Origin of the sequence: Streptomyces sp. MAR4 CNX-425, assembly GCF_048656465.1 — a bacterium.
GTDB lineage: Bacteria > Actinomycetota > Actinomycetes > Streptomycetales > Streptomycetaceae > Streptomyces.
Genome location: NZ_JBMDLF010000003.1, coordinates 42,954 through 66,923, shown reverse-complemented (window position 1 = coordinate 66,923; position 23,970 = coordinate 42,954). Strand labels below are relative to the sequence as shown.

The following is a 23,970-nucleotide window of genomic DNA, read 5'->3' as shown; positions in this document are numbered from 1 at the left end:
CGACGACACGGGATGACAGAGGGGCCGCGCCCACCCATGGCGTCCCACCCCTCACGTCCCGCCCATACCGCCGTGCGCCCTTGCGGTGCCCCGCGGGGCTGAGGTGCCCTGACCGCATGGGGAACAGGAGCACCGCCGCACTCGTCGCCGTCCTCGCCGCCGGGGCCCTCCTCGCCGGTCCCACCGGCCTGCCCGGCCCGTCCGCCCACGCCGCCCCGCCCGCCCCCGGCACCGCCGCCGGGGGCGCCCCGGCCACGCCCGCCTCCCTCGGCGTCGACCTCGACACCGTCACCATCCCCGAGCTGCAACGCCGCATGCACAGCGGCTCCCTCACCGCCACCGCCCTCACCCGCGCCTACCTCCGCCGCATCCGCGCCGTCGACCCCCGTATCGACGCCGTGCTGCGCACCGACCCCACCGCCCTCCGCCAGGCCGCCGCCAGCGACGCCCGGCACCGCCGCGGCCGCACCCGCGGCCCGCTGGACGGCATCCCCGTCCTCCTCAAGGACAACATCGACACCCGCGACCTCCCGACCACCGCCGGCTCCCTCGCCCTCGCCGGCGAGCCGCCCGCCGACGACGCCGCGCTCGTCACCAGGCTGCGCGCGGCCGGAGCCGTGATCCTCGGCAAGGCCAACCTCTCCGAGTGGGCCAACTTCCGTGCCGCCAAGCCGACGTCGGGCTGGTCGGCAGTCGGCGGGCAGACCCGCAACCCGTACGTCCTCGACCGCAACCCCTGCGGCTCCTCCGCCGGCTCCGCCGCCGCCCTGGCCGCCTCCCTCTCCCAGGTCGCGATCGGCACCGAGACCGACGGCTCCGTCGTCTGCCCGGCCGGGATGACCGGCGTCGTCGGCCACAAGCCGAGCCTCGGCGTCGTCAGCCAGGACGGCGTCGTCCCGATCTCGGCCGAGCAGGACACGGCGGGACCGATGGCCCGCAACGTCACCGACACCGCGCTCACCCTCGCCGCCCTCGCCGAGGACGAGTCGGTACGCGCCGCCCTCACGCCGGACGACGTCCGCGGCCTGCGCGGCAAGCGCATCGGGCTGTGGCGGCTGCCCACGCTGGGCCCCGAGGTGGACGCGCTGATGGTCCGTACGGCCCGGAAGCTGCGCCGCGCCGGCGCGGAGGTCGTGGAGGTGACGTTGCCGTACCAGGAGCGGCTCGCGGAGCTGGAGTTCCCGGCGCTGCTGACGGAGTTCCACCGGGACATCGACGCCTACCTCGCCACCCGCGAGGGCCCGGTGGACCTCGCGGGGCTGATCGAGTTCAACCGCACCCACCCGGAGGAGCAGAGCTGCTTCGCCGGCCAGGAGCTGTTCGAGGCGGCGCTCGCCGCCCCGCCGCCGACCGACCCGGGGTACCGGGCGATGCGCGCGGAGCTGAACGATCTGTCGAAGCGCTCGATCGACGAGACGTTGGCCGCCCACCGCCTCGACGCCATCGCCGCCCCGACGAACCCGCCCGCCTGGACCACGGACTGCGCCCGCGGCGACGACGACGTGATCCCCTCCTCCACCCCCGCCGCGGTGTCCGGCTACCCGTCGCTGTCGGTGCCGGCCGGCTTCGTCGGCGAGCTGCCCGTGGGGCTGCTGCTCATGGCCGGCGACCGGCAGGACGCCGAACTGCTGGCGCTCGGGGCGGCGGTGGAGCACCGGCTGGACGCCTGGCGAGCACCGCGCTACCTGCCCACGGTGGGCCCGGACCAGTAGCGGCCGCGCGCGTCAGGCCGGGCCCGGGGTTGCGGGTGGTGGGCCGGGGGGGTGCGGGGTCTCGTCGCCCTCGTACGCCCCGAGCGCCACCTGCCGCACCTCGAACAGCTCGGCCAGGTCCGCGGGGCCGATCCACTCCCGCGCCAGCAGCACGGTCGCCTTCGCCTCCACCGCCGCCCACGCCTGCCGGGACCACTTGTTCGCCAGCCGCCGCCGCTCGCTGCGCAGGAACGCGGCCCCCGCCGCGAAGCCCGCCGAGACCAGGGTGCCCAGCGCCGCCGGCACCCGCGCGTCCGGGGACGCCAGCGCGGCGGCGCCGGAGACGGCGGCGAGCAGGGCGGCGGGGAAGCCGAGCGCGACGTCGGCCTTGGCCCAGAACTCGGCCCGGCGGTGAGCCAGTTTCTTCTGCTGCGCGGCCTCGTCCCGTAACCGCTGGATCTCGGTACGCAGCCGGTGGACCGGTTCGTCCGGTACGGAGGGCGTGGTGCCGTCGGTGGTCGTGGCCATAGTTGATTGCAGCACAACGGCCGCCGTGGGCAGGAGGGTCGGGGCGACAGTCCTGGGGGCGCGCGGTGGTGCGGACCCGCCAAGGCGCGGGGGTTTCGGGTGGGTGCGGGCCTGTTCGTTCCGTACGGGCGTATCCCGCCGCCCGTACGTCCCCGCCGCGCCCGCTCACCGGTACCGTCGCGTCCCCGCCAGCCAGGCACCCGCCGCCAGCGCCAGCACCGCCCCGGCCGCCGCCGCCGACGCGGTCCCGAGGGGCAGCAGCAGCCCGCCGAGCAGCGTGCCGAATCCGATGCCGGTGTAGATGGCCGAGGCGTTCAGGCCGACCACGAGCGCGGTCTCCCCGGGCGCGGCGGAGATGAGCCGGTGCTGCTGCGGCGGGGTCTGGCACCAGCTGCCCGCGCCCCACGCCACCACCGCCGCGGCCGTCAGCGGCAGGGCGCGCGGGCCCGCCGCGGCCGCCAGGGCGAGGACGCCCAGGCCCGCCGCCATCAGCGCGTACCCGGCGGCCAGCACCCGCACCGCGCCCCAGCGGTCGGTGGCCGTACCGGCGGCGAGGTTGCCGGCGACGGCCCCGGCCCCGTACAGGCACAGCATCCACGTCACCCCCGCGCCGCCGACGCCGGCGTTGGCGAGGAGGGGCACGGTGTACGCGTAGACGGTGTACCCCGCGCCCATGCCCAGCGCGGTCAGCGGCAGCACGGCGAGCACCCCGGGCCGGCGCAGCGCGCGCAGCCGCGCCCGCAGCGGCACCGGCGCGGCGCCGGGCAGGGGCGGCATGGCGGCGTGGACCCCGGCCGCGCACACCGCGCAGAGCGCGGCGACCAGCCCCAGCGCCGTACGCCAGTCGACCGCCCGCTCTACGAGCGTGCCCAGCGGCACGCCCAGGGCGGTGGCCATGGTCAGCCCGCCGACGACGACCGCGAGCGCCCGCGCCCGCCGCTCGGGCGGCGCGAGGGCGGCGGCGACGGCGCCGGCGCCGGGCGTGAACGCCGCCGCGCCGGCCGCGGCGAGGACGCGGCCGGCGAGGAGCACGGCGTAGTTCGGCGCGAGCGCGGAGGCGAGGTTGGCGGCGGCGAGCACGAGCAGGGCGCCGACGAGCAGCGCCCGGCGGGGGACGCGGGCGCAGGCGGTGGCGAGGACGGGGGAGAGGACGGCGTACGCGGCGGCGAAGACGGTGACGGACTGCCCGGCGGCGGACTCGGAGACGCCGAGCGAGCCGGCCATGGCGGGGAGGAAGCCGGCGACGACGAACGCGTCGGTGCCGACGGCGAAGGTGCCGAGGGCGAGGACGAGGGTGGCGGAGAGCCCGCGGGAGCGGCCGGCGGCTCCGGCGGACCCGACGGCTCCGGCGTCCCCGGCCGCGCGCGTAACCGGGATATCTGCCATCCCTATTCCTCCCCTGTGGCGGCCCGCGGCCCGTTGGCCAGGTGGCCGGGTTGTCGGTGTACGTGCCGCGGGTCAGCCGGCGAGCCGGGCGTACTGCCGTCGCGTACGCTCCGCGCTGGCCGCCGGCGCCGCGGCCATCAGGTCGGCGACCGTCTGGCCGGCCAGCTCGCGCCGCCAGGCCAGTTCGGCGCGGCGCATGGCGGTGGCCACCCCGCAGGGCCGCGTGAACTCCCGCTCCCCGCCCCGCCCTCCGTGCCCCCGCTGCCGGATCTCGGTGCAGGTGAAGGGTTCGAGCGGGCCCTCCAGGGCGGTCACGACGTCCATGAGCGTGATCCGCTCCGGCGCCCGCGCCAGGGAGAACCCGCCGCGCGCTCCCGGCGTGGAGGCGAGGATGCCCGCGCGGGCGAGGGCCTGGAGGCGCTTCTTCAGATACTCCTGCGGCAGGTCGAACCAGGCGGCCAGGCGGCGGATCGGCACCGGGCCCGCGTCCCGCAGCCAGGCCAGGGTCAGGCAGCTGTGCAGCCCCCACTCGACGCCTTCACCCATGTGCATAACGGGGATACTACACATCCCCGTTCGCCGCGCCGACCGGCTACGGGACGTACCCCTCGAAGACGCGACTGGCCTCCTCATACAGATAAGGCCCCGCGGACGGAACCGCCGCCGGCCCGCCCGGCCGCCCCCGCAACTCCCGCAGCTGCCCGGCCGACAGCGCGTACACCACCCGCCCGATCCCCGACCACACCAGCGCCCCCGCGCACATCCCGCACGGCTCGCAGCTGGTGTACATCGTCGTCCCCGCCGCCGTGTCCGCGTCCAGCTCCCGCGCGGCCCACCGCGCGAGCTTCAGCTCGGGGTGCGCGGTGATGTCGCCGTCCACGACGGTGGTGTTCCGGTCCTCCGCCAGTACGTCTCCGCCGGGCCCCACCAGCAGCGACCCGAACGGCCCGTTGCCCGCCGCCCGCGCCTCGGCCGCCAGCTCGAAGGCCCGCCGCAGAAACCGCTCCCCGCCGCTGTCCACCGTCACCACTCCCACCGCGTCGTTGCCGGAGACGAAGGGGATTCAACCCGACGGACGGCCCCGCGGCGCAGCCGCCACACCCGGGCCGTACGGACTCACGCCGGGGGCGGCGGAACCGGGTGCGCCGCAACCGGGACGGCCTTCGGGCAGGGCCCGTGGTCGTTGTCCCGCGCTTCGCTGTCCAGCAGCAGGAAGACGAGGACCACGACTCCGCCGAACGGGACGAACGCCGTCAGGAGCCACCACCAGCCGGACCTGCCCACGTCGTGCAGCCGCCGCACACTCGCGGCGAGCGAGGGCAGGAAGGTCACCAGCACGTAGCTGGTCAACGCGAACCAGACGGCGTCCGACCCCGACAGCAGCGCCGCGCCCACGAGAGCGGCGGCCGGCAGCAGAACGAGCGGCAGGAACGACCAGAACTCCCGCCGGCGCGCCCGGCCGGTGAAGTCCGCGTACTTCCTGAACGGCACGAAACACAAGCTCACAAGACCCTCCCCTGCGGTCGGGGGAATCTAGCGGGTGACCGCGCGTCTGACCAGCCGGGCCGCTTTCCGGGCATCCGGGGCGTACGGGCCGGGTATTTCAGCCCCCGCCGGGGAGCGGCGGACGCTGAAACGGCGCTGAAAGGCCGTTGAGCGCCGCGCCCCGCAGGCTACGGGGCATGACGACGACCACCGCCACCACCACCGCCATCGCGGCCACCGGGCTGCGCAAGTCGTACGGCGAGAAGACCGTCCTCGACGGCATCGACCTGCACGTGTCCCGGGGCACGGTCTTCGCGCTCCTCGGCCCCAACGGCGCCGGCAAGACCACCGCCGTGAAGATCCTCTCCACCCTCATCACCGCCGACGCCGGCGACATCCGCGTCGCCGGCCACGACCCGGCCGCCGACCCCGGCGCCGTCCGCGCCGCCATCGGGGTCACCGGCCAGTTCTCCGCCGTCGACAACCTCATCACCGGCGAGGAGAACATGCTCCTGATGGCGGACCTGCACCACCTGCCCCGCCGGGAGGGCCGCCGGGCCGCCGCCGAACTCCTCGCCCGCTTCGACCTCACCGACGCCGCCGGCAAGCCCGCCGCCACCTACTCCGGCGGCATGCGGCGCCGCCTCGACATCGCCATGACCCTCGTCGGCAGCCCGCGGATCCTCTTCCTCGACGAGCCGACCACCGGCCTCGACCCGCGCTCCCGCCACAACATGTGGCGGATCATCCGCGAGCTGGTCGCCGACGGCGTCACCGTCTTCCTCACCACCCAGTACCTCGAAGAGGCCGACGAACTCGCCGACACCATCGCCGTCCTGCACGACGGCCGGATCGCCGCCCACGGCACCGCCGACGAGCTGAAGCGGCTCGTCCCCGGCGGCCACGTCCGGCTGCGGTTCGAGGACCCCGGGGCGTACGAGCGGGCCGCCCGCGCGCTGCGCGAGACCGTACGCGACGACCAGGCGCTGACGCTCCAGATTCCCAGCGACGGCACGCAGCGCGAGCTGCGCGCGATCCTCGACTGGCTGGACGCCGGCGACGTGCACGCCGACACCCTCACCGTCCACACCCCCGACCTGGACGACGTCTTCTTCGCCCTCACCGCCACCACCGCCACCACCGTCAAGGAGAACGTCCGATGAGCTCCCTCGCCCTCGCCGTACGCGACTCGTCCACCATGCTGCGCCGCAACCTGCTGCACGTCCGGCGCTACCCCTCCCTGACCCTGAACCTGCTCCTCACCCCGGTCATGCTGCTCCTGCTCTTCGTCTACGTCTTCGGCGACACCATGAGCGCCGGCCTCGTCGGCGGCGCCCCCGACCGCGACGTCTACATCGCCTACGTCGTGCCCGGCCTGCTGCTCATGACCATCGGGTCCACCACGGTCGGCGCCGCGGTCTCCGTCGCGATGGACATGACCGAGGGCATCGTCGCCCGCTTCCGCACCATGGCGATCCACCGCGGCTCCGTGATCATCGGGCACGTCCTCGGCAGCGTGCTGCAATGCCTCGCCAGCGTGGTCCTCGTCGGCGCGATCGCCGTGGCCATCGGCTTCCGCTCCACCGACGCGACCGTGCTGGAGTGGCTCGCCGCCTTCGGCCTGCTGGTGCTCTTCGCCCTCGCGCTGACCTGGATCGCCGTCGGCATGGGGCTCGTCAGCCCGAACGCCGAGGGCGCCGGCAACAACGCCACCCCGCTGATTCTGCTGCCGCTGCTGTCCAGCGCCTTCGTGCCGCTCGACGCGATGCCGGGATGGTTCCGGCCGGTCGCCGAGTACCAGCCGTTCACCCCGGCCATCGAGACCCTGCGCGGGCTGCTGCTCGGCACGGAGATCGGGCACGACGGCTGGCTGGCCGTGGGCTGGTGCGTGGGGCTGACCGTCCTCGGCTACTTCTGGTCCCAGGCGTCCTTCAACCGCGAGGCGAAGTGACCGGGATGAGCCCGCGGGCCACCTCGCGCAGCTCGCCCCGCCCCAGGGCGGCGTACTCCGACACCGCGTCGGCGTACGCCGCCCCGTCGGCGTCCTCGGCGGCGCGGCGGGCGCGGGCGACGGACAGCGTGGGGTGGAACGCCTGCGGCACGTACAGCCGCTCGGCGAGTGCCACCAGCCGTACCGCCGCCGCGGGGTCGTCGCCGGCGGCCAGCCGGACGAGGCCCAGGCACAGCACCGCGGCGCCGTCGACCGCGGCCTCCGCGGGAACCTCGCCGGTGCGGGGGTCCGCGGCGAGCAGCGTACGGATCCGGCCCTCCAGCTCGGCCACGAGACCGGCGACGGGCTCCAGGCGGCCGGCGTGGGCGTGCGCGGCGACGGCGGTGGCTGCGAGGTGCATGCCCCAGGACTCGGCCAGGGGGTCGGCGGGCGGGCCGCCGGGCGCGGTACCGGTCGCGCCGCCGGGCGGCGCACCGGGCGACCCGGCGTGGGCGTCGACGTGGGCGTCGGGGCGGACTTCCGCGTCGACGTCGGGGCTGGTGTCGGCGTGGGGCTCGGCGTGCGCGTCGGCGAGCGCGGGGACGAAGGCGTGGGGCGGGGCGGCGGTACGCAGCTGCGCCACCGCCGTACGCCACCGCTTCAGCCCCAGCTCCGTCAGCCCGCGCGACAGCGCGATCTCCGCCCACGCCCCCGTGTCGCCCGCGACCATCTGCGGCTGCTCCGCCGCCGACCGGGCCGCCTCCACCCGCCGCAGCCACTCCTCCGCCTCCTCCGGCTCCCCGCGCTGGAGGCACGCCAGCACCAGCCCGCGGCGCAGCCCCGTCGTCGGCGACTGGTCGCTCAGGTGCGCCAGCGCGTCCAGCGCCGCGAGGAGATGCCCGTACGCCTCCTCGCCCAGCCCGGCCTCCATGCACAGCTCGCTGCAGCGCGAGTGCGCGAGGAGCTTCAGCGACGGGTTGGGGACGGCGCCGACGGCGGCGTGCATCCGGCGGGCGGCGGCCAGCGCGCGCTCCGGCTCGTGCCCGTGTTCCCAGAGGTAGCTGGCGACGCACTCGGCGATGCCGGCGAGCAGCGGGGAGTCGCTGGTGCGGAGTGCGTCCAGCGCCTCGTAGCGGGGCGCGCGCATGTCCGGGACGGCGCACAGTACGACGGAGAGCGCCCGCAGCAGGGTGTCCGGCTCGGCGGGCGGCAGCCGGCGCAGGGTGGCGAGGTGGCGCGCGTGGAGCGGTCCGTAGCCCATGAACGGGCCGGCGGTGCACAGCGTGCTGAGGGTGCGGGCGACCTCGATGTGGCCGGGGGCGGGGCGGTAGTGCGACAGCGGGCGGGCGGTGTCGGCGGCCAGGGCGAAGGTGCGGTGGAAGGTCGCGGCGTCGGTGGTCCAGACGCCGGCGAGGACGGCGCCGGCGGCGGCGGTGGTGGCGTGGTCGCCGCGGGCGAGGGCGTGGCGGAGGGCGAGGACGAGGTTGTCCTGCTCCGCGCGCAGCCGGGCCCAGTGCCGTAGCGGCTCGCGGCCGAACAGCGCGTCGTGGTGGGCGAGCCCGAAGTCCCGCGCCCAGCCCAGGAACCGGTCGGTGACCGCCTCCTCCTCGCCGGCCGCCGCGCGCCGGGCGGCGCAGAACTCGCGCACCGTCTCCAGCATGTGGAAGCGGACCCCCGCCGCGGCGTCGGCGGCGGTGTCGGCGGCCTTCAGCAGCGACTGGTCCACGAGCTGCTCCAGCAGCTCCAGCGCGTCGTCCCCGCCCAGCAGGTGATCCGCCGCCGCGGCCGTGAAGCCGCCGGGGAAGACGGACAGCGTCCGCAGGGCGGCCCGGGCGTCCTCGTCCAGCAGGTTCCAGCTCCACTCCACGACCGCGTGCAGCGTACGGTGCCGCTCGGGCGCGTCCCGCGCGCCGCCGCGCAGCAGCGCGAACCGGTCGCCGAGACGCCGCGCGATCTCCGGTACGGACAGCACCCGCACCCGCGCCGCCGCCAGCTCCACCGCGAGCGGCAGCCCGTCGAGGTGCCGGCACAGCTCTGCGACCGCGGCGGCCGGGAGCGCGACGTCGGGGCGGGCGGCGCGGGCGCGCTGGGCGAACAGCTCGGCGGAGGTCGCGGCGGAGAGCTGCGGGAGCTGGTAGACGGCCTCGGAGCTGAGCCCGAGGGGCGCGCGGCTGGTGACGAGCACGCGGAGGTCGGCGGCGCGCGCCACCAGCTCCCGTACCAGGTCGGCGGCGCCCTGGACGACCTGCTCGCAGTTGTCGAGGACGAGCAGCGCGGGCTGCCCGCCGAGGGCGGCGAGGACGGCGGCGAGAGCGTCGCCACTCCCGGCCCCGCTCCCGGCCCCTCCGGCCCCGCCCGCCCCGCCTCCCAGCGCGAACGCCACCTCCCCGGCCACGTCCTCGTCGGCCCGGACCCCGGCCAGCGACACGAAGTGCACCAGCCGCTGCTCCGCCCGCCGGCTCACGGCGTACGCCAGCCGCGTCTTGCCCAGCCCGCCCGGCCCCACCACCGACGTCAGCCGCGACGAGCGCAGCAGCCCGGACACCGCCGCGACGTCGCCGTCCCGCCCCAGCAGCGGGTTCGGGTCGTGCGGCACGCCGCGGCGGACGGCGGGGGCCTCCTCCCGCAGCAGCTCGCGGTGGACGGCCCGGAGCGCGGCGCCCGGGTCGGCGCCGAGGTCGTCGCGGAGCTCGCGCCGGTACGTGTCGTAGCGGGCGAGCGCCGCCGCGGGCCCGGCCGACGCCGCCTCGGCGCGCAGCAGTTCGGCGAGCACCTCCTCGTCGCGGGGCGCGCCGGCGAGAACCTGCGCCAGCGGCGCCGCCGCCTCCTCGCGCCGGCCCGTGCGCGCGAGCGCCAGGGCCCGGGCCCGTACGAGATCGCTGTACAGCGGCGCCCGCGCGGCCCGCAGCTCCGCCACCGGATCCCCGGCCACCGGCCCCCCGCCCGCCTCCGGCGCCGCGTCCCAGAACCCGAGCCCCTCCTCGGCGGCGGCCAGCGCCCCGGCGTGGTCCCCGCCCCGCGCGGCCCGCGCGCACGCCTCGGCGCACCGCTCCACCGCCGCCGTGTCGACCCGGTCCGCCGCCAGCGCCAGGCGGTACCCGGCCGGCGTGCCGACGACGGTGTCGGCCCCCACCTGGGCCCGCGCCCGGGACACCAGGATCCGCAGCGCGTTCGCCGGATCCGCCGGCAGCGCCTCGTCCCCCCAGATCCCGTCCACGAGCCGCGCGACACTGCACCCGCCGCGCAGCTCCCCGGCGAGCAGGGCCAGCAGGGCGCGTACCCGCGGCGCGGTGATCTCCCGCCCCCGGAAGGCGACCCGGGAGAGAAAGGTCAGCTCGGCGGCCGTCCTGCCGGTCACGGCTTCCGACCGACCCCGCTGTACCCGAAGAGGGGCGGCGGCTCGCCGAAGGGCGTGGTCTCCGGGCGCCACAGCGGCATGGACACGAGCCCCGGGTCGACGAGGTCCAGGCCGTCGAAGTACGCCGCGATCAGCTCCTTGGCGCGGTGCGCGATGGGCATCGGCGCGTTGCGGTTCCAGTACTCCGTGGCCTCCGCGTTCCCCTCCATGCCCTCCCGGCCGCCGAGGGCGGCGTCGAAGGTGGCGTGGGTGATCGCGAGGTGGCTGCCGCCCGGCACGGCCTCCAGCAGCCGGCGTACGACCCCCAGCGTCCGCTGGTACTCGGGGACGTAGTGCAGGACGCCGAGCATCATGACCGCCACCGGGCGGTCGAAGTCCAGGGTGCGCGCGGCGGCGCCGAGGATCGTCTCCGGGTCCCGCGCGTCGGCCTCGACGTAGTCGGTGGCGCCCGCGGGGCTGGAGGTGAGCAGGGCGCGCGCGTGGGTGAGGACGAGGGGGTCGTTGTCGACGTAGACGACGCGCGCCTCGGGCGCGAGCGACTGGGCCACCTCGTGGGTGTTCCCGGCGGTGGGCAGGCCGGTGCCGATGTCGAGGAACTGCCGGATGCCGGCCTCCTCGACGAGGTACGCGACGGCGCGGGCGAGGAAGGCGCGGTCGGCCCGCGCGATGTCGGTGATCTGCGGAAACGCCTGCTTGACGCGCTCACCCGCCTGGCGGTCGGCCTCGTAGTTGTCCTTCCCGCCCAGCCAGTAGTTCCATACCCGCGCGATGTGCGGAACGGTGGTGTCGATCACGGCGGCGGCCCCCTCCACGCGGAACAGGTGTGCGGGCAGCCTATAGCGGCCGCCGGAGACGAGTCCGGCCCCGCCGCGTGCCGCGCCGGACCCGCCCCCGGCCGGTGTCGGCCGACCGGGGGGCCCGTGCCCGAAAGAGAGAGCGGGGGAGAGCCCTCACCGCTGCTGTGGCTACCGCTGGGGTTCCGGGCACCAGCCGGTGGTCTGGCCGGCGAGGTTGATGTCGGAGTCGGACCGGGGGTCGTCGGCGTAGTCGATCTGGTCCGTGCAAGGGACCTCGGGGTCGTAGGCGACGCCGCCCTCGTCGGCCTCGTCGGCCTCGTCGGCCTCGTCGGCCGTCTGCGGCTGCGGGCACCAGCCGGTCTCCTCGCCGACGGTGTCGATCTCGGCGTTGGCGCGGGAGTCGCCGGCGTAGTTGATCTGGTCCGTGCAGCTGACCTCGGGGTCGTAGGGGATATCCGAGACCTCGTCGGGGTCCAGGGGCTCCGGGCACTCGCCGGTCTCCTCACCGATGGTGTTGATCTCGGCGTTGGCGCGGGGGTCACCGGCGTAGTTGATCTGATCCGTGCAGCTCACGTACTCGTCCGTGGCCCCCTCCTCGTCACCGTCCGGCGCGTCGGCCTCGGGCGCCGCGCTGTCCGAGGACTCGGCGGCGGCGGTCGAGGAGTCCGACGCGGAGCCGTCGTCTCCACCGCAGGCGGTGAGCACCAGGCCGGCCGCCAGGGCGGCGACGGCCAGGGCCGCCTTCCTCCGAACACGCATGAGTCGTCCTTCTCATCGGGGACACCGCTCGGGGCGAGCGGACTTCCCCGCACGCTAGACACCCCCCGGGGTCCCCCGGTTCCGTCTCCGGCCGGGCGTCCGCGTTTCGTAATACGCCGGTGGCTTGCCGAAAAGCCGGAAGGCCGTGCGGAGTTGGGACTCCGTCACGACCTGCGCGCGTTCCCCCGACCACATGCCCCCGGGGGCTGGAGTCGTGGACGGAGGACCTGGAGTGCCGGGCTACGACGTACGGACCTCCTCCACGGGAGGTGCGCCCCGACCGGGCCAAGCCGTACCGGGTGCGCCGTCGACACCGAGCACGGGCTTCCCGAGTCCGGTCTGCGCCGGGGCGAGGCGAGGCAGGACGGGCCCTTTCGGCCCCCGACCGAACGCGGTCGTCCGAAAAGCACATAACCCCTTCTGGGCTGCCTTTTGGCAGGTCAGAAGGGGTTTCTTCGTGTGTGGCGGCGCCAGGATTCGAACCTGGGAAGGCTGAGCCGGCAGATTTACAGTCTGCTCCCTTTGGCCACTCGGGCACACCGCCTGGGGATGTCGCCTGGTCCGGCCGCTGGGGCTGCCCGGCAACGTCGTAAACCATACCCGATGGCCGGGGGTGGTCCGCCACCCGGTTGCGGGGCTGGTGGGCCGGGCGGGGGTGACTAGGCTGGCCCACGGCCCCGGGACCGGGGTGCGGTATCAGGGAACCAGTGCACGAGGAGCGCACCGAAGATGGCCGACTCCAGTTTCGACATCGTCTCGAAGGTCGATCGGCAGGAGGTCGACAACGCTCTCAACCAGGCCGCCAAGGAGATCTCGCAGCGCTACGACTTCAAGGGTGTCGGCGCCGCGATCGCGTGGTCCGGGGAGCGGATCGAGATCCGGGCCAACGCCGAGGAGCGGGCCAAGGCCGTGCTGGACATCTTCCAGTCCAAGCTGGTCAAGCGGGGGATCTCGCTGAAGGCCCTGGAGACGGGGGAGCCGCAGGCGTCCGGGAAGGAGTACCGGCTGTACTCCACGGTCAAGGAGGGCATCTCCCAGGACGACGCCAAGAAGCTCGCGAAGATCATCCGCGACGAGGGGCCGAAGGGCGTCAAGGCGCAGGTGCAGGGGGACGAGCTGCGGGTGACCTCCAAGAGCCGGGACGCCCTCCAGGACGTCATCTCCCTCATCAAGGGCAAGGACCTCGACTTCGCGGTCCAGTTCGTCAACTACCGTTAGCCCGGGCCGCTGACCTGCGAATATTCAGGGCGCGTGCGCGAGCGTGGTCTCCACCGCCGAACGGGTGGTGTCCTCGTCGTGCGGCCGGAGGGGTGCCGGTGGTGGCCCGGCGGAAGCGCCCCGGCTCGGGGAGCCATGCCCGGCATCGCCTGCCTGCACAGCCCCGCCCTTGCCGGATGACGGGGAAGCGAGCAGGTCAACGACCCACACCGTAGATCATTTACGGGACGACCCTGAGGGCGGCCTCGTGCGTCACCAGCAGATCCTCGACAAGCTCGCGGCCGGTGCCGTGGCCCCGACAGCGCGGGATGAAGTGCGGATCCTGGCGCAGAAGAGCTTCTTCTCCGCCAGGCACCAAGGTCTGGAAGGTGTTCGGTACGCCGACGTCGTGCCGGCCGTGAAGGGCCGGTGGCGGTTCCTGCTCGATGCAACCCGTGAGGATTCGGGCGCATCCGAGAGTGAACGGATGAACGGCTACAAGGTTGCGATCGCCCTGGCTACCGCGTTGCACGAAGTCGGGTTGGTGGATCCCGAGCTCACCGAATCGGCGACCGCCGGGATCCATGCCCTGAACGACGCCGTGTGGTTGAGCGACGCGTTCCTGCATCGAACAGACGACATGATCGCGCTGTTGCGTTCGCCGCCGCCCCCGCTCACGCGGAAGCCGAGCACGCGGGAGACCCTCACCTTCACCCGAGGCGGAGACGTCCTCGCGATCCGGTTGCGCCGCTGCTGGGTGGTCGGACACGTGCACCTCGTGGACGGGCCGAATCGGCACCCTCATCTCGAGTTGTACGAGCGCACCTTCGCCGAACTGCCGGATCCGTCCGAGGCCGTAGGGACGCGCGCCTGGGGGCACTCTCACGGCCGCAGTCAGGCGCATGTCACCCGCCTCATCGTGGCCGGGTTGCGCCACCTGCCGGATCCGGCAGAGCAGTTCCACCTCATCGCGAGCGGGGTGACCGTGTCGCCGGACAACGCCCATCTGCATGACGAGGGGATCGTCGGCACGCATGTCGACCTGTTCGAGTTGCTGGAGATGGCGCGGTCGGTGGGTGGTGAGACGGAGTGTTGACGCCCAGGTCGGGGCAAGGTCGAGGCGCTGCCACGGCCGGTTGACGAGGGCGGTCCCCAACCGGCCTCTCACGTAGGTGACAAAAGCCTCTCCGTGGCGGTCGACCGCCGACGACGGGCGCGCGGAGGCGAGCACCGCGGGCTGCCGCGGCTGGTGCATGCGCGGCGGCCGCCGTTGTCGGTGGCGAGACCTATCGTCGTGGGGCAACGCAGCGCCTGGGAGGTCCGTACCGCCATGTCGCCCACGAACCCGCATGTCGCTGCCTTCGCCGAGATATTCGGCGCGCCGCCGGCCGGCTTCGCCGTCCCGGTCGACTGGGAGGCGGTCGAGACCTGGCTGGGGACGGCGCTGCCCGCCGACTACAAGGCCGTCGCCTCCGCGTACGGCCCGCTGGACATCGGCGAGCACCTCTGGCTGCACACCCCGCACGGCAGCGGGACGTTCGACTACGGGACGTGGGCGCCGGAGACGCGGCGCGAGGCTCCCGGCGTCCTTGCCGTGGGCGAGACCCGCAGGTGCGACACCTTGTTCTGGGACACCACGGCGTCCGACGACCCGGATCAGTGGCCGGTCGTGATGCACTGCCCCGACCACCGGGACGGGAGCCGCGACGTGTGGCGCCGCTTCGGCGCGCCGCTGGTGCCGACGCTGGCGCGGCTCGTCGCCGAGGGGCTGCGGCCGGTCGCCGTCCGCAGCCGTGTGTACGGCGAACTCGAATCCGCTGCCTGGACCCCGCCGCGGCGGCGGCCGGAGCCGACGGCGCGGCAGCGCGCGGCGCTCACCTCCGGCAGCGGGTTGCGGACGCTGACCGCCCTCGTTCCCCCGCCGCCGGCTCCGGTGCTCGGAGAGCGCGGCTGGGAGTGGCTGTACGACGGGCTGGGCACCCGGCTGCCCGAGGAGTACGTGCGGCTGATGGAGACGTACGGCGCGGGCTGCTGGACTGGCTGGCTGCGGTTCAAGCGCCCGCTCAGCGAGCACCAGTACGCGCTCGCGCCCTGGGCCACCTGGTACTCCGGCAACTATGTCCGCAGCCGCACCAGGTTCCCGGAGTTCCACTCCCTCGCGGTGTGGCCCGAGCCCGGCGGGTTCCTGCCGTTCGCCGACTCCATCGACGGCGACCAGCTCTGCTGGCTCACCGAGGGGGACACCCCGGAGGACTGGCCTCTGATCGTCGTGCCCCGGCACGCCGACGAGGGCCCGCCGCTGCGGGGGCGCGGTCTCGCCGACACCTTGCTGGACTGGCTGCGCGGCGGCTTCGCCACCGAGGGCCTGCCCCGGCTCGGGCGGGACGACGAGGATCCCCTCGACTACATCGGCTTCGAGCCGTATCCCGTCGGAGCTGACGGCGAGGGCTGACGCCTGCGCGGGTGCGCGCAGGTGGGCGCTATCGGCGGCATCCTCCGTCGGGAAGCGGCGCACATCGCCCGTGTGGCCGGGCTTCCGCCCGTCGGCGTGCACGGTACGGGAGCGGCGACCCCGCCGCCGCTCCCGTACGGCGCGGCTCACCAGCCGTTGAAGGCGTACCCCGGGCCGGGCCTTCCCCGTCCGTCGTACGTCCGCAGCTCGACCGGGTCCACCCCGCCCTCCGGCCCCGCGGCCGTGAACCAGCCCCCCGGTGCTCCCGCCCCCTCGACCAGCTCCGGCTCCGACACCGTGTCGTTCTCCCACACGATCTCCGCCCGCTCGACCCCCTCGGGCACGTGGCCGAAGATCAGCTCGACCGTCGTCTCCTCGGCGTCCGGGCTCTCGTTGCCGTTGCCGTCCAGGTTGGTGCCGGAGACCCGGATCTCGTCGCGGCTGCCGCCGCGCACCTCTCCCTGCATGTACGCGGCGCGCGGGTTGCCGTCCACCGAGAGGTAGACGTAGTACCAGGAAGTTCCCGGGCCGTACGGCAGCTCGTCCTCGCCCCGCACCGGCGGGTAGTTGGCGCCGGTCTCGACCTCGAACGGCAGCTCGGTGTCGCTCTCGTACATCGCCCGCACCTGGCGCCAGACGTCCTCCTCGTCGGCGGCGGCTGCCCAGACGTCCAGCTCCACCCGGAAGCGGTACCCGCCCGCCTCGCCCTCGCCCAGGACCGCGTTCGACGGCCGCGTCACCCCCGCCGGCGCCGGGGTGGCCGAGCCGGGCGGGACGACGATCGCCGCCGGCCGCTCCTGCCCGCCCTGCGGCAGCGCCGCCAGCCCGGCCGCGAGGAGCCCGCCGGCGGCCAGGACGGCCGAGCCCGACGCCAGCCGCCTGCCGCGCCGCCGCCGGCGCGCGCGGCGCAGCACGGCGGCCGTGGGTACCGCGGTGATCACCGCCTGGTCGGCCGCCGTCGCGAGCCGTTCCGGCAGCTCCGTGCCGATGTCGATGCCGATGTCGATGTCGTCGTCGCGCATGCCCCTCACCCGCTCCTCCCGCTGCGCTCACGGGTCTCGTCGATCCGCTCCCTCAGGGCCGGTGAACTCCGCAGCTTGGCGAGGCCCTTGGCGGTCTGGCTCTTGATCGTTCCGGTCGAGCACCCCATGGCCGCCGCGGCCTCGTCGACGCTCAGGTCCTCCCAGTAGCGCAGCACCACCGCCTGCCGCTGCCGCCGCGGCAGCGCGAGCAGCGCCGGCAGCAGCGCCAGGCGGTCGTCCGCCTGGGCGATGCGGTCCCGGTCGGCCGGGTGCGTCTCCTCGGTGCCGCTCCGGCCGCCGTTCGGCAGCTCCGGGCGCCGGCCGGAGCGGAAGCGCCGCGCGTGGGCGTTGTAGAGGATCCTTCTGACGTACGCGTCCGGGTCGTCGGCCTGCGTCACTCGCCGCCAGGCGACGTACGCGCGCTCCAGCGCGATCTGCGCCAGGTCTTCCGCGGCGTGCTGTTCGCCGGTGAGGAGGTACGCCGTACGCAGCAGCCGCGGCCACCGGCTCGCCATGAAGCTCTGGAAATCGGTGTCCCGCTGAGTCTGCTCGGCTGTCATGGGCACTCCCTTCACCCCTGGAGAGTCCAGGGAGCGCCGGATGCGTTGCCCGCGCTACGGATCCAGGTAGCGCAGGATCGCCAGGACCCGGCGGCTGTAGCCCTCGGCGTGGCCGAGGTCGAGCTTGTCGAAGATGGCGTTCACGTGCTTCTCGACCGCGCTCTGGGAGACGTACAGGCGGGCGGCGATGGCCGCGTTGGTGTGGCCCTGGGCCATCCGGTCCAGCACCTCGCGTTCGCGCGGGGTGAGGCGGTCCAGCGGGTCCGTGCGGGTGCTGTGGGCCAGGAGGCGGCGTACGACCTCGGGGTCGAGGGCCGTGCCGCCCGCGGCCACCCGGTCCAGGGCGTCGAGGAACTCGTCGACCTCGACGACGCGGTCCTTCAGGAGATAACCCACGCCGCCCGTGCTGCCGGTGACCAGCTCCGCCGCGTAGCGCCGCTCCACGTACTGCGACAGCACCAGCACCCCCGTCTCCGGCCACCGTCCGCGGATCTCCAGCGCCGCGCGCAGCCCGTCGTCCGCGTGGCCCGGCGGCATGCGGACGTCGACCACCGCGACGTCCGGGGGGCCGGCGGCGACCGCGGCGACCAGCGCCGGGGCGTCGCCCACGGCGGCGGTGACGGTGTGGCCCTCGTCGGTGAGGAGGCGGGCGAGGCCCTCGCGGAGCAGCGTCGAGTCGTCGGCCAGCACTACGCGCACGGCAGCTCCGCGGTGACGGTGGTGGGCCCGCCCGGGGGGCTGGCGACGGTGAGCCGGCCGTCGAGGGCGGCGACGCGGCGGGCGAGGCCCAGCAGGCCGCCGCCCGACGGGTTCGCGCCGCCCGCGCCGTCGTCCTCGATGCTCACGCGCGCCATCGTCGCATCCCGCGTCAGCCGTACGGTCACCAGCGTGGCGGACGAGTGCTTGATCGCGTTCGTGACGGCCTCGGAGACCGTGAAGTACGCGACCGTACGGACCGCTTCCGGCAGCGGCTCGGCGAGCCCGTACTCGATCCGTACGGGCAGCTCCGCGCGCTCCGCCAGCGCCTCCAGCGCGGCGCGCAGCCCGGCGTCGTCGAGCGCCGCGGGGTAGACGTGCCAGGCGACCTCGCGCAGGTCCGTGAGCGTCAGCTGCGCCTGCTCGTGGGCCTGGCGGAGCAGCTCCCGCGACTTCGCCGGGTCGGCCGCGGCGGTGCGGCGGGCGCGGCCGAGGAGCATGCCGAGGACGACGAGGCGCTGCTGTACGCCGTCGTGGAGGTCCCGTTCGATGCGGCGGCGCTCGTCGTGGACGGCGGCGACGACGCCGGCGCGGGTGGCGGCGAGTTCACCGATGCGGCGCTGGAGGAGGTCGGCGGGGCTGGGGCCGAGGAAGCGGTGGGCGAGGTGGTTGTCCAGGGCGGCCACGCCGTCGACGCCCTGGACCGACAGGAAGAGCAGGAAGAGGCCGGCGAGGCCGGCGGCGACGAGCATGAACGGGTCGGCGTCCCGCGCCACGAACCAGATCCACAGCAGCGTCGAGCCGTACAGCGCGCCGATCAGCGCGGTCAGGAGCACCGCGCCGCCGAGCACGCCGACGCCCCAGCGCAGGGCGAGGTATTGCAGCGCGCGCGGGGACGGCCGGGGCGGGGCGAGCTCGCTGCCGTAGAAGTACGTCATGCGCGTGCGCTCGGCGGCGGTGAGGCGCGCGGCGGCCCCGTACGGGACGCGGGTGGCGCGCGGGGCGCCGCCGGCGGCGGCCTGCCACGGCCAGGTGGCGAGGAGCCACAGCCCGCACAGCGCGACGAGCGGCAGCTCGACGAGGGCGGTGAGGCAGCCGGTGAGGACCCCGGCCGCGGTACGCAGGCGGCGGAGCAGGATCGGACGCATGATGCGGTCACGCTAACCGCGGCCGGCCGGGCGGCGCACTGCGGCTTTCCGCAGGGCGGGGGTGGGGGGTGCCGTCCTGACGTGCGTGCGGTGTCCCGCAGCGGCTTGGACGGGACCCCGGATTCCGGTTGCCGGACCGGCCCCGTAACGTCGACGCCATGATCGGAATCGCTTCCGGAGAGGCGCCCAGCGGCGGCGTCGCCGGGTGGGCCGCCGGGCTCATGGAGGATCTCGGGGCGCCCGGGGCCGGATTGGCCATCGCCCTGGAGAACCTGTTCCCGCCGCTGCCCAGCGAGGTCATCCTCCCGCTCGCGGGCTTCTCGGCGCAGCAGGGCGGGCTGAACCTCGCGGCGGTCCTCGTCTGGACCACCGTCGGCTCCGTCGTCGGCGCCCTCGCGCTCTACTGGGTGGGCGCGCTCCTCGGCCGCGAGCGGACGGTCGCGCTGGCGGCGAAGCTGCCGCTGCTGAAGGTGCGCGACATTGAGCGCACCGAGGCATGGTTCGCCCGCCACGGCACGAAGGCGGTGTTCTTCGGCCGCATGATCCCGATCTTCCGCAGCCTCATATCCGTGCCCGCGGGGGTCGAACGGATGCGGGTGCCGGTCTTCCTGGGGCTCACGGCCGCGGGCAGCGCCCTGTGGAACACGGTGTTCGTGCTCGCGGGGTACGGGCTGGGGTCCCGCTGGCACGAGATCAGCGACATCGTCGGCGTGTACTCGAAGGCGGTGCTGGGGGTGGTGGCGCTGGCGGTGGTGGTGTTCCTGGTGGTACGGGCCGTGGCCGCCGGCCGCGGGCGGCACCGGGCGCCGCGGCGGGGCGCGTAGCGGCGCACGCGGGGGGCGCCCGGCCCGTACGCCCGCGGCCCTACGGCGGGTCGCCCCTCCGCGACGAGCACGGCGCCGTCACCGCGATGCTGGACCGCGTATGCGAGCCGGCCCCTGCCCCGCCGCAGGCCGCGCCCCCGGCCCCGGCCACCCCCGCCGCTGTCCGCACCGAGCCGCGCACTTCTCCTGCGAAGAACGCCACCTGCGCCGGGACACCGGCGCCGCCGGCGCCCGCTGTCACCCCCGGCCCGTAACCTTGTCCCCGTGCAGGTACGCCACGACGCCCCGCTCGCCCCGCTGACCACCTTCCGCCTCGGCGGCCCCGCCGCCCGGCTCGTCACCGCCACCACGGACGCCGAGGTGGTGGACGCCGTGCGCGCGGCCGACGCCGCCGGCACCCCGCTGCTGATCGTCGGCGGCGGCAGCAACCTGGTCGTCTCCGACGCCGGCTTCCCCGGCACCGCCCTGCGCCTCGCCACCACCGGCTTCACCCTCGACGGCACCGCGCTCGAACTGGCCGCCGGCGAGAACTGGTCCGACGCCGTCGCCCGCACCGTCGACGCCGGCCTCGCCGGCGTCGAGTGTCTCGCCGGCATCCCCGGCTCGGCCGGGGCCACGCCGATCCAGAACGTCGGCGCGTACGGCCAGGAGGTCGCCGAGACGATCACCGAGGTCGTCGCGTACGACCGCACCACCGGCGAGACCGTCACCGTCCCCGGCGCCGAGTGCGGCTTCTCGTACCGCCACAGCCGCTTCAAGGCCGACCCCGGCCGCTTCGTCGTCCTGCGCGTCCGCTTCCGCCTCGCCGACGCGGGCGGCCTGTCCGCGCCCGTCCGGTACGCGGAGACGGCGCGCGCGCTCGGCGTCGAGGTCGGCGAGCGGGTGCCCGCCGCGCAGGCGCGCGACGTCGTGCTGAAGCTGCGCGCGGGCAAGGGCATGGTGCTCGACCCGGAGGACCACGACACCTGGTCGGCCGGCTCCTTCTTCACCAACCCGATCCTGGACGAGCCCGCCTACGCCGCCTTCCGCGCCCGCGTCGCGGACCGCCTCGGGCCGGACGTGCACCCCCCGGCGTTCCCGGCGGGGGAGGGGCGCACGAAGACGTCGGCGGCCTGGCTCATCGACCGCGCCGGCTTCACCCGCGGGTACGGGACCGGCCCGGCCCGTATCTCCACCAAGCACACCCTGGCCCTGACCAACCGCGGCTCGGCGACCACCGAGGACCTGCTCGCGCTCGCCCGCGAGGTGCGCGACGGGGTGCGGGAGGCGTTCGGCGTCACGCTGGTCAACGAGCCGGTGACGGTCGGCGTGCGCCTCTAGCGCCGGTTCGCGCGGCCTTCGTCCGGTACGGGCCCCGCGCGCTCACCCCCGCGCCGAACCCAGCCCCACCGTCTGCCCCCGCACCGCCGGGTCGTCCAGCAGGTCGAGCATCGCGCGCGCCAGGTCCGCGCGGGCCATCATGCCGGTGCCCGGCACGTTCCCGCCGACCCGGCGGCGGTAGCGGCCCTTGCCGCGCCGGTTCGTCAGCTTGCCCGGCCGCAGCACCGTCCAGTCCAGCCCGCTGTGCGCCAGCTCCGACTCCATGGCGGCGGCCTCCGCGTACACGTCCTTGAACACCGTCCGCAGCACCGGCGACACCGCCCGCCCGAACATCCCCTCGTCCGGCGGCAGCGGCCCGACCGGCGCCGAGCTGACCACGAGCAGCCGCCGTACGCCCGCCGCCCGCGCGGCCCGTACCAGCGCGTGCGTCGCCGCGCCGAGGCGGCCCGGGGGCCGGGCGGTGCTCTGCAGGCCGGGGCAGAACAGCAGCGCGTCGCGGCCCCGGACGACGGGGGCGAGGGCGCCGGGATCCGTCGCGTCGGCGACGGTCGTCACCGCCAGCCGGCCGCGCCCGCCGCCGGCCGCGCCGTCCCGGTCCTCCGCACTCCCGCGGCCCTTCCCGCCCTTCGCGGCGGCGGTCTCCGCACCGGCGGTCCCACCGCGCCCGGGCGCCGTCCCGCCGGCCGCGGTCCCGGCCGCCGCCGTCCGGGCCGCCGCAGTCCCGCCGGTCGCAGTCCCTCCGGCCGCCGTCCCGGCCGCCGCCAGCCGCGCGCCCGGCAGCCGCGCGCCCTTGCGCACCACCGCCGTGACCTCGTGCCCGGCGGCCAGCGCCTGCCGGACCACCTCCCGGCCGGTGCCGCCGGACGCGCCCAGGACCGTGAGCTTCATCGTCCCCTCCCGCAGTGGGTAATCGCCCACTCACTGTTAGGGTGAGTGAATGCCCACCCCGCCGTCAAGGCCGGCTCCGGAGCGCATCGTGGACGCCGCCGAGCGCCTCGTGCGCACCGCCGGATTCGTGCACGCGACCACCAAGGAGATCGCGCGCGAGGCGGGTTGCTCGGAGGCGCTGCTCTACAAGCACTTCGTCAACAAGGAGGAGATCTTCCTCCGCGTCCTCTTCGAGCGGCTGCCGCGCCTCGGCGCGCTGCTCACCGAGCTGGCCGACGACCCGGGCGGCCGCGGCGTCGAGGAGTGCCTGCGGGTCGTCGCCCGGAAGGCGGCCGAGTTCTACGAGGAGATGCTGCCCATGGTGGGCGCGCTGCTGGTCGAGCCCGGGCTGCTCACGCGGTTCGCCGAGGGGCTTACCGCGGTCGGGCGCAAGGGGCCGTACGAGGCGAGCGACGCGCTCGCGGCGTACCTGGTACGGGAGCGGGAGCGCGGCCGCATCCGGCCCGACGCGGACCCCCGGGCCGCGGCGGTGCTGCTGCTCGGCGCGTGCTTCCAGCGGGCGTTCTTCGTCGCCTTCGGCGGGCCGGCGGCGGTTCAGCCGGCGGACGACTTCGCCGCGGCGGTGTCCCGGACGGTCTGGGCGGCCGTCTGCCCGCCTCCGGCGGACTCCGCGGCGCCCCCGCCACCCGCGGGCTCCCCGCCGCCCGTGGCGCCCCCGTCCGCCCCCTGACGCCCCGCGGGCCCGCCCCGGCCCCCGCCGCCGTCCGGCGCGCCCGCCAGCCAGCCGTCCACGTCCGCCAGCAGCCCCCGCCGCACCTCGTCCGGCGCCACCGAGGCCCGTACCGACTGCCGCGCGAGCTCCGCCAGCTCCTCGTCGGTGAACCCGTGGTGCGCACGCGCCAGCTCGTACTGCGCCGCCAGCCGCGACCCGAACAGCAGCGGGTCGTCCGCGCCCAGCGCCATCGGCACCCCCGCGTCCCACAGCGTCCGCAGCGGCACGTCCTCCGGCCGCTCGTACACCCCCAGCGCGACGTTCGACGACGGGCACACCTCGCACGTCACGCCCGCCGCCGCCAGCCGCGACAGCAGCCGCGGGTCCTCGGCGGCGCGGATGCCGTGCCCGATGCGGCGCGCGTCCAGGTCGTCCAGGCAGTCCCGCACGCTCGCCGGCCCGGCCAGCTCGCCGCCGTGCGGGGCGGCCAGCAGGCCGCCGTCGCGGGCGATGGCGAAGGCGCGGTCGAAGTCGCGGGCGAAGCCGCGGCGCTCGTCGTTGGAGAGCCCGAAGCCGACGACACCGCGGCCCGCGTAGCGCACGGCGAGGCGGGCGAGGGTGCGGGCGTCGAGCGGGTGCTTCATCCGGTTGGCGGCGACCAGCACGCGCATCCCGAGGCCGGTGTCCCGGGAGGTCGTCTCGACCGCGTCGAGGATGATCTCCAGCGCCGGGATCAGCCCGCCGAGGCGCGGCGCGTACGACGTGGGGTCGACCTGGATCTCCAGCCACCGCGAGCCGTCCGCGAGGTCCTCCTCGGCCGCCTCGCGCACCAGCCGCTGGATGTCCTCGGGGGCGCGCAGGCAGGAGCGGGCGAGGTCGTAGAGCCGCTGGAAGCGGAACCAGCCGCGCTCGTCGGTCGCGCGCAGCTGGGGCGGCTCGCCGCCGCTCAGCGCCTCGGGCAGGTGGACGCCGTACTTGGCGGCCAGCTCGATCAGCGTGCCGGAGCGCATGGAGCCGGTGAAGTGCAGGTGCAGGTGGGCCTTGGGCAGGCGGCGGACGTCTCGGCGATGTTCCATGGTCACCTTGCGCCCCCTTCCGGTGGTATTGTCGCGGCGTCCTGCAAGGGCCGGTTCGGGCTGGACCGCAGCCTTCGGGCTGGAAGCTCCCTCGGAGCGGAGTCACGAAGAGATCTTGCCCGGACGGCTGTCCGGACAAGC

22 protein-coding genes, 1 tRNA gene and 2 pseudogenes are annotated in these 23,970 nt (G+C 75.4%); 9 read left to right on the top strand and 16 right to left on the bottom strand.

Annotation, left to right across the window (positions count from 1 at the left end; genetic code table 11):
- The first annotated feature begins 116 nt into the window (after window positions 1–116).
- Window positions 117–1,712, top strand: coding sequence for an amidase family protein (locus tag ACHZ99_RS09930; RefSeq protein ID WP_420304087.1), 1,596 nt, complete (start codon window positions 117–119; stop codon window positions 1,710–1,712).
- A gap of 12 nt (window positions 1,713–1,724) precedes the next feature.
- Here the strand turns inward: ACHZ99_RS09930 and ACHZ99_RS09925 are convergent, their stop codons facing one another.
- From ACHZ99_RS09925 to ACHZ99_RS09905, 5 genes are all read right to left on the bottom strand, one after another.
- Window positions 1,725–2,219 carry a hypothetical protein gene (locus tag ACHZ99_RS09925; protein WP_420304086.1) on the bottom strand — a complete coding sequence of 165 codons (495 nt, stop codon included), beginning with the start codon at window positions 2,217–2,219 and terminating at the stop codon, window positions 1,725–1,727.
- Between the two features lie 165 nt (window positions 2,220–2,384).
- A complete protein-coding gene (locus tag ACHZ99_RS09920) occupies window positions 2,385–3,605 on the bottom strand; it encodes an MFS transporter (protein WP_420304085.1) in 1,221 nt (406 codons plus the stop codon).
- Between the two features lie 72 nt (window positions 3,606–3,677).
- The gene (locus ACHZ99_RS09915; protein WP_420304084.1) at window positions 3,678–4,157 is read right to left on the bottom strand and encodes an RrF2 family transcriptional regulator; all 480 of its coding nucleotides are present in this window, start codon (window positions 4,155–4,157) and stop codon (window positions 3,678–3,680) included.
- 40 nt (window positions 4,158–4,197) lie between these two features.
- Complete coding sequence (locus tag ACHZ99_RS09910; protein ID WP_420304671.1) at window positions 4,198–4,626, bottom strand: nucleoside deaminase; 429 nt, start codon at window positions 4,624–4,626, stop codon at window positions 4,198–4,200.
- Between the two features lie 95 nt (window positions 4,627–4,721).
- On the bottom strand, window positions 4,722–5,096 hold the full coding sequence (locus ACHZ99_RS09905; RefSeq protein WP_420304083.1) for a DUF805 domain-containing protein: 375 nt from the start codon (window positions 5,094–5,096) through the stop codon (window positions 4,722–4,724).
- Between the two features lie 191 nt (window positions 5,097–5,287).
- On the opposite strand from ACHZ99_RS09905, the gene ACHZ99_RS09900 reads away from it, so the two are divergent.
- Together ACHZ99_RS09900 and ACHZ99_RS09895 are read left to right on the top strand one after the other, a co-directional pair.
- Window positions 5,288–6,253, top strand: a complete 966-nt coding sequence (locus ACHZ99_RS09900) for an ABC transporter ATP-binding protein (RefSeq protein ID WP_420304082.1) — start codon at window positions 5,288–5,290, stop codon at window positions 6,251–6,253.
- The gene (locus ACHZ99_RS09895) at window positions 6,250–7,041 is read left to right on the top strand and encodes an ABC transporter permease (protein WP_420304081.1); all 792 of its coding nucleotides are present in this window, start codon (window positions 6,250–6,252) and stop codon (window positions 7,039–7,041) included. Before ACHZ99_RS09900 ends, ACHZ99_RS09895 begins: the two co-directional genes overlap by 4 nt.
- Here the strand turns inward: ACHZ99_RS09895 and ACHZ99_RS09890 are convergent.
- The 4 genes from ACHZ99_RS09890 to ACHZ99_RS09875 form a co-directional block, all read right to left on the bottom strand.
- Window positions 7,022–10,378 (bottom strand): ATP-binding protein, encoded by a 3,357-nt coding sequence (locus ACHZ99_RS09890; RefSeq protein ID WP_420304080.1) that lies wholly within the window; start codon window positions 10,376–10,378, stop codon window positions 7,022–7,024. The genes ACHZ99_RS09895 and ACHZ99_RS09890 overlap by 20 nt on opposite strands.
- A complete protein-coding gene (locus ACHZ99_RS09885) occupies window positions 10,375–11,169 on the bottom strand; it encodes an SAM-dependent methyltransferase (protein ID WP_420304670.1) in 795 nt (264 codons plus the stop codon). The genes ACHZ99_RS09890 and ACHZ99_RS09885 overlap by 4 nt, the downstream gene beginning before the upstream one ends.
- A 174-nt stretch (window positions 11,170–11,343) precedes the next feature.
- Window positions 11,344–11,934, bottom strand: a complete 591-nt coding sequence (locus tag ACHZ99_RS09880) for a hypothetical protein (RefSeq protein ID WP_420304079.1) — start codon at window positions 11,932–11,934, stop codon at window positions 11,344–11,346.
- A 462-nt stretch (window positions 11,935–12,396) separates the two neighbouring features.
- Window positions 12,397–12,478, bottom strand: a tRNA-Tyr gene (locus ACHZ99_RS09875).
- Window positions 12,479–12,663: 185 nt separating this feature from the next.
- Here ACHZ99_RS09875 and ACHZ99_RS09870 point away from each other — a divergent pair.
- The 3 genes from ACHZ99_RS09870 to ACHZ99_RS09860 all read left to right on the top strand — a co-directional run bounded on the left by ACHZ99_RS09870 (window position 12,664) and on the right by ACHZ99_RS09860 (window position 15,583).
- Window positions 12,664–13,152, top strand: a complete 489-nt coding sequence (locus tag ACHZ99_RS09870) for a YajQ family cyclic di-GMP-binding protein (RefSeq protein WP_420304078.1) — start codon at window positions 12,664–12,666, stop codon at window positions 13,150–13,152.
- 247 nt (window positions 13,153–13,399) lie between these two features.
- A complete protein-coding gene (locus tag ACHZ99_RS09865; protein WP_420304077.1) occupies window positions 13,400–14,227 on the top strand; it encodes a hypothetical protein in 828 nt (275 codons plus the stop codon).
- 198 nt (window positions 14,228–14,425) lie between these two features.
- Complete coding sequence (locus tag ACHZ99_RS09860) at window positions 14,426–15,583, top strand: SMI1/KNR4 family protein (RefSeq protein WP_420304076.1); 1,158 nt, start codon at window positions 14,426–14,428, stop codon at window positions 15,581–15,583.
- A 146-nt stretch (window positions 15,584–15,729) separates the two neighbouring features.
- On the opposite strand, the gene ACHZ99_RS09855 is transcribed toward ACHZ99_RS09860, so the two are convergent.
- The 4 genes from ACHZ99_RS09855 to ACHZ99_RS09840 are packed head-to-tail and all read right to left on the bottom strand — an operon-like array spanning window position 15,730 to window position 19,009.
- Window positions 15,730–16,605: a hypothetical protein gene (locus tag ACHZ99_RS09855; protein WP_420304075.1), complete on the bottom strand. Its 876-nt coding sequence runs from the start codon at window positions 16,603–16,605 to the stop codon at window positions 15,730–15,732.
- A gap of 5 nt (window positions 16,606–16,610) precedes the next feature.
- Complete coding sequence (locus ACHZ99_RS09850) at window positions 16,611–17,165, bottom strand: SigE family RNA polymerase sigma factor (protein ID WP_420304074.1); 555 nt, start codon at window positions 17,163–17,165, stop codon at window positions 16,611–16,613.
- A 54-nt stretch (window positions 17,166–17,219) separates the two neighbouring features.
- Window positions 17,220–17,864: a response regulator transcription factor gene (locus tag ACHZ99_RS09845; protein WP_420304073.1), complete on the bottom strand. Its 645-nt coding sequence runs from the start codon at window positions 17,862–17,864 to the stop codon at window positions 17,220–17,222.
- Window positions 17,855–19,009, bottom strand: a complete 1,155-nt coding sequence (locus ACHZ99_RS09840; RefSeq protein WP_420304072.1) for a sensor histidine kinase — start codon at window positions 19,007–19,009, stop codon at window positions 17,855–17,857. The genes ACHZ99_RS09845 and ACHZ99_RS09840 overlap by 10 nt, the downstream gene beginning before the upstream one ends.
- A gap of 221 nt (window positions 19,010–19,230) precedes the next feature.
- On the opposite strand from ACHZ99_RS09840, the gene ACHZ99_RS09835 reads away from it, so the two are divergent.
- Together ACHZ99_RS09835 and ACHZ99_RS09830 are read left to right on the top strand one after the other, a co-directional pair.
- The gene (locus tag ACHZ99_RS09835; RefSeq protein ID WP_420304669.1) at window positions 19,231–19,833 is read left to right on the top strand and encodes a DedA family protein; all 603 of its coding nucleotides are present in this window, start codon (window positions 19,231–19,233) and stop codon (window positions 19,831–19,833) included.
- Window positions 19,834–20,097: 264 nt separating this feature from the next.
- On the top strand, window positions 20,098–21,153 hold the full coding sequence (locus tag ACHZ99_RS09830; RefSeq protein WP_420304071.1) for a UDP-N-acetylmuramate dehydrogenase: 1,056 nt from the start codon (window positions 20,098–20,100) through the stop codon (window positions 21,151–21,153).
- Between the two features lie 42 nt (window positions 21,154–21,195).
- On the opposite strand, the gene ACHZ99_RS09825 is transcribed toward ACHZ99_RS09830, so the two are convergent.
- Entirely contained in the window at window positions 21,196–21,708 is a 513-nt protein-coding gene (locus tag ACHZ99_RS09825; protein ID WP_420304668.1) for an NAD(P)-dependent oxidoreductase, read from the bottom strand.
- Window positions 21,709–21,927: 219 nt separating this feature from the next.
- Window positions 21,928–22,041 (bottom strand): annotated as a pseudogene (locus ACHZ99_RS09820) (NAD(P)H-binding protein); the annotation flags it as partial.
- Between the two features lie 49 nt (window positions 22,042–22,090).
- On the opposite strand from ACHZ99_RS09820, the pseudogene ACHZ99_RS09815 reads away from it, so the two are divergent.
- Window positions 22,091–22,255, top strand: a pseudogene (locus tag ACHZ99_RS09815) (TetR/AcrR family transcriptional regulator); the annotation flags it as partial.
- A gap of 380 nt (window positions 22,256–22,635) precedes the next feature.
- Here the strand turns inward: ACHZ99_RS09815 and ACHZ99_RS09810 are convergent.
- Window positions 22,636–23,829, bottom strand: coding sequence for an adenosine deaminase (locus ACHZ99_RS09810; protein WP_420304070.1), 1,194 nt, complete (start codon window positions 23,827–23,829; stop codon window positions 22,636–22,638).
- Window positions 23,830–23,970 lie beyond the last annotated feature (141 nt).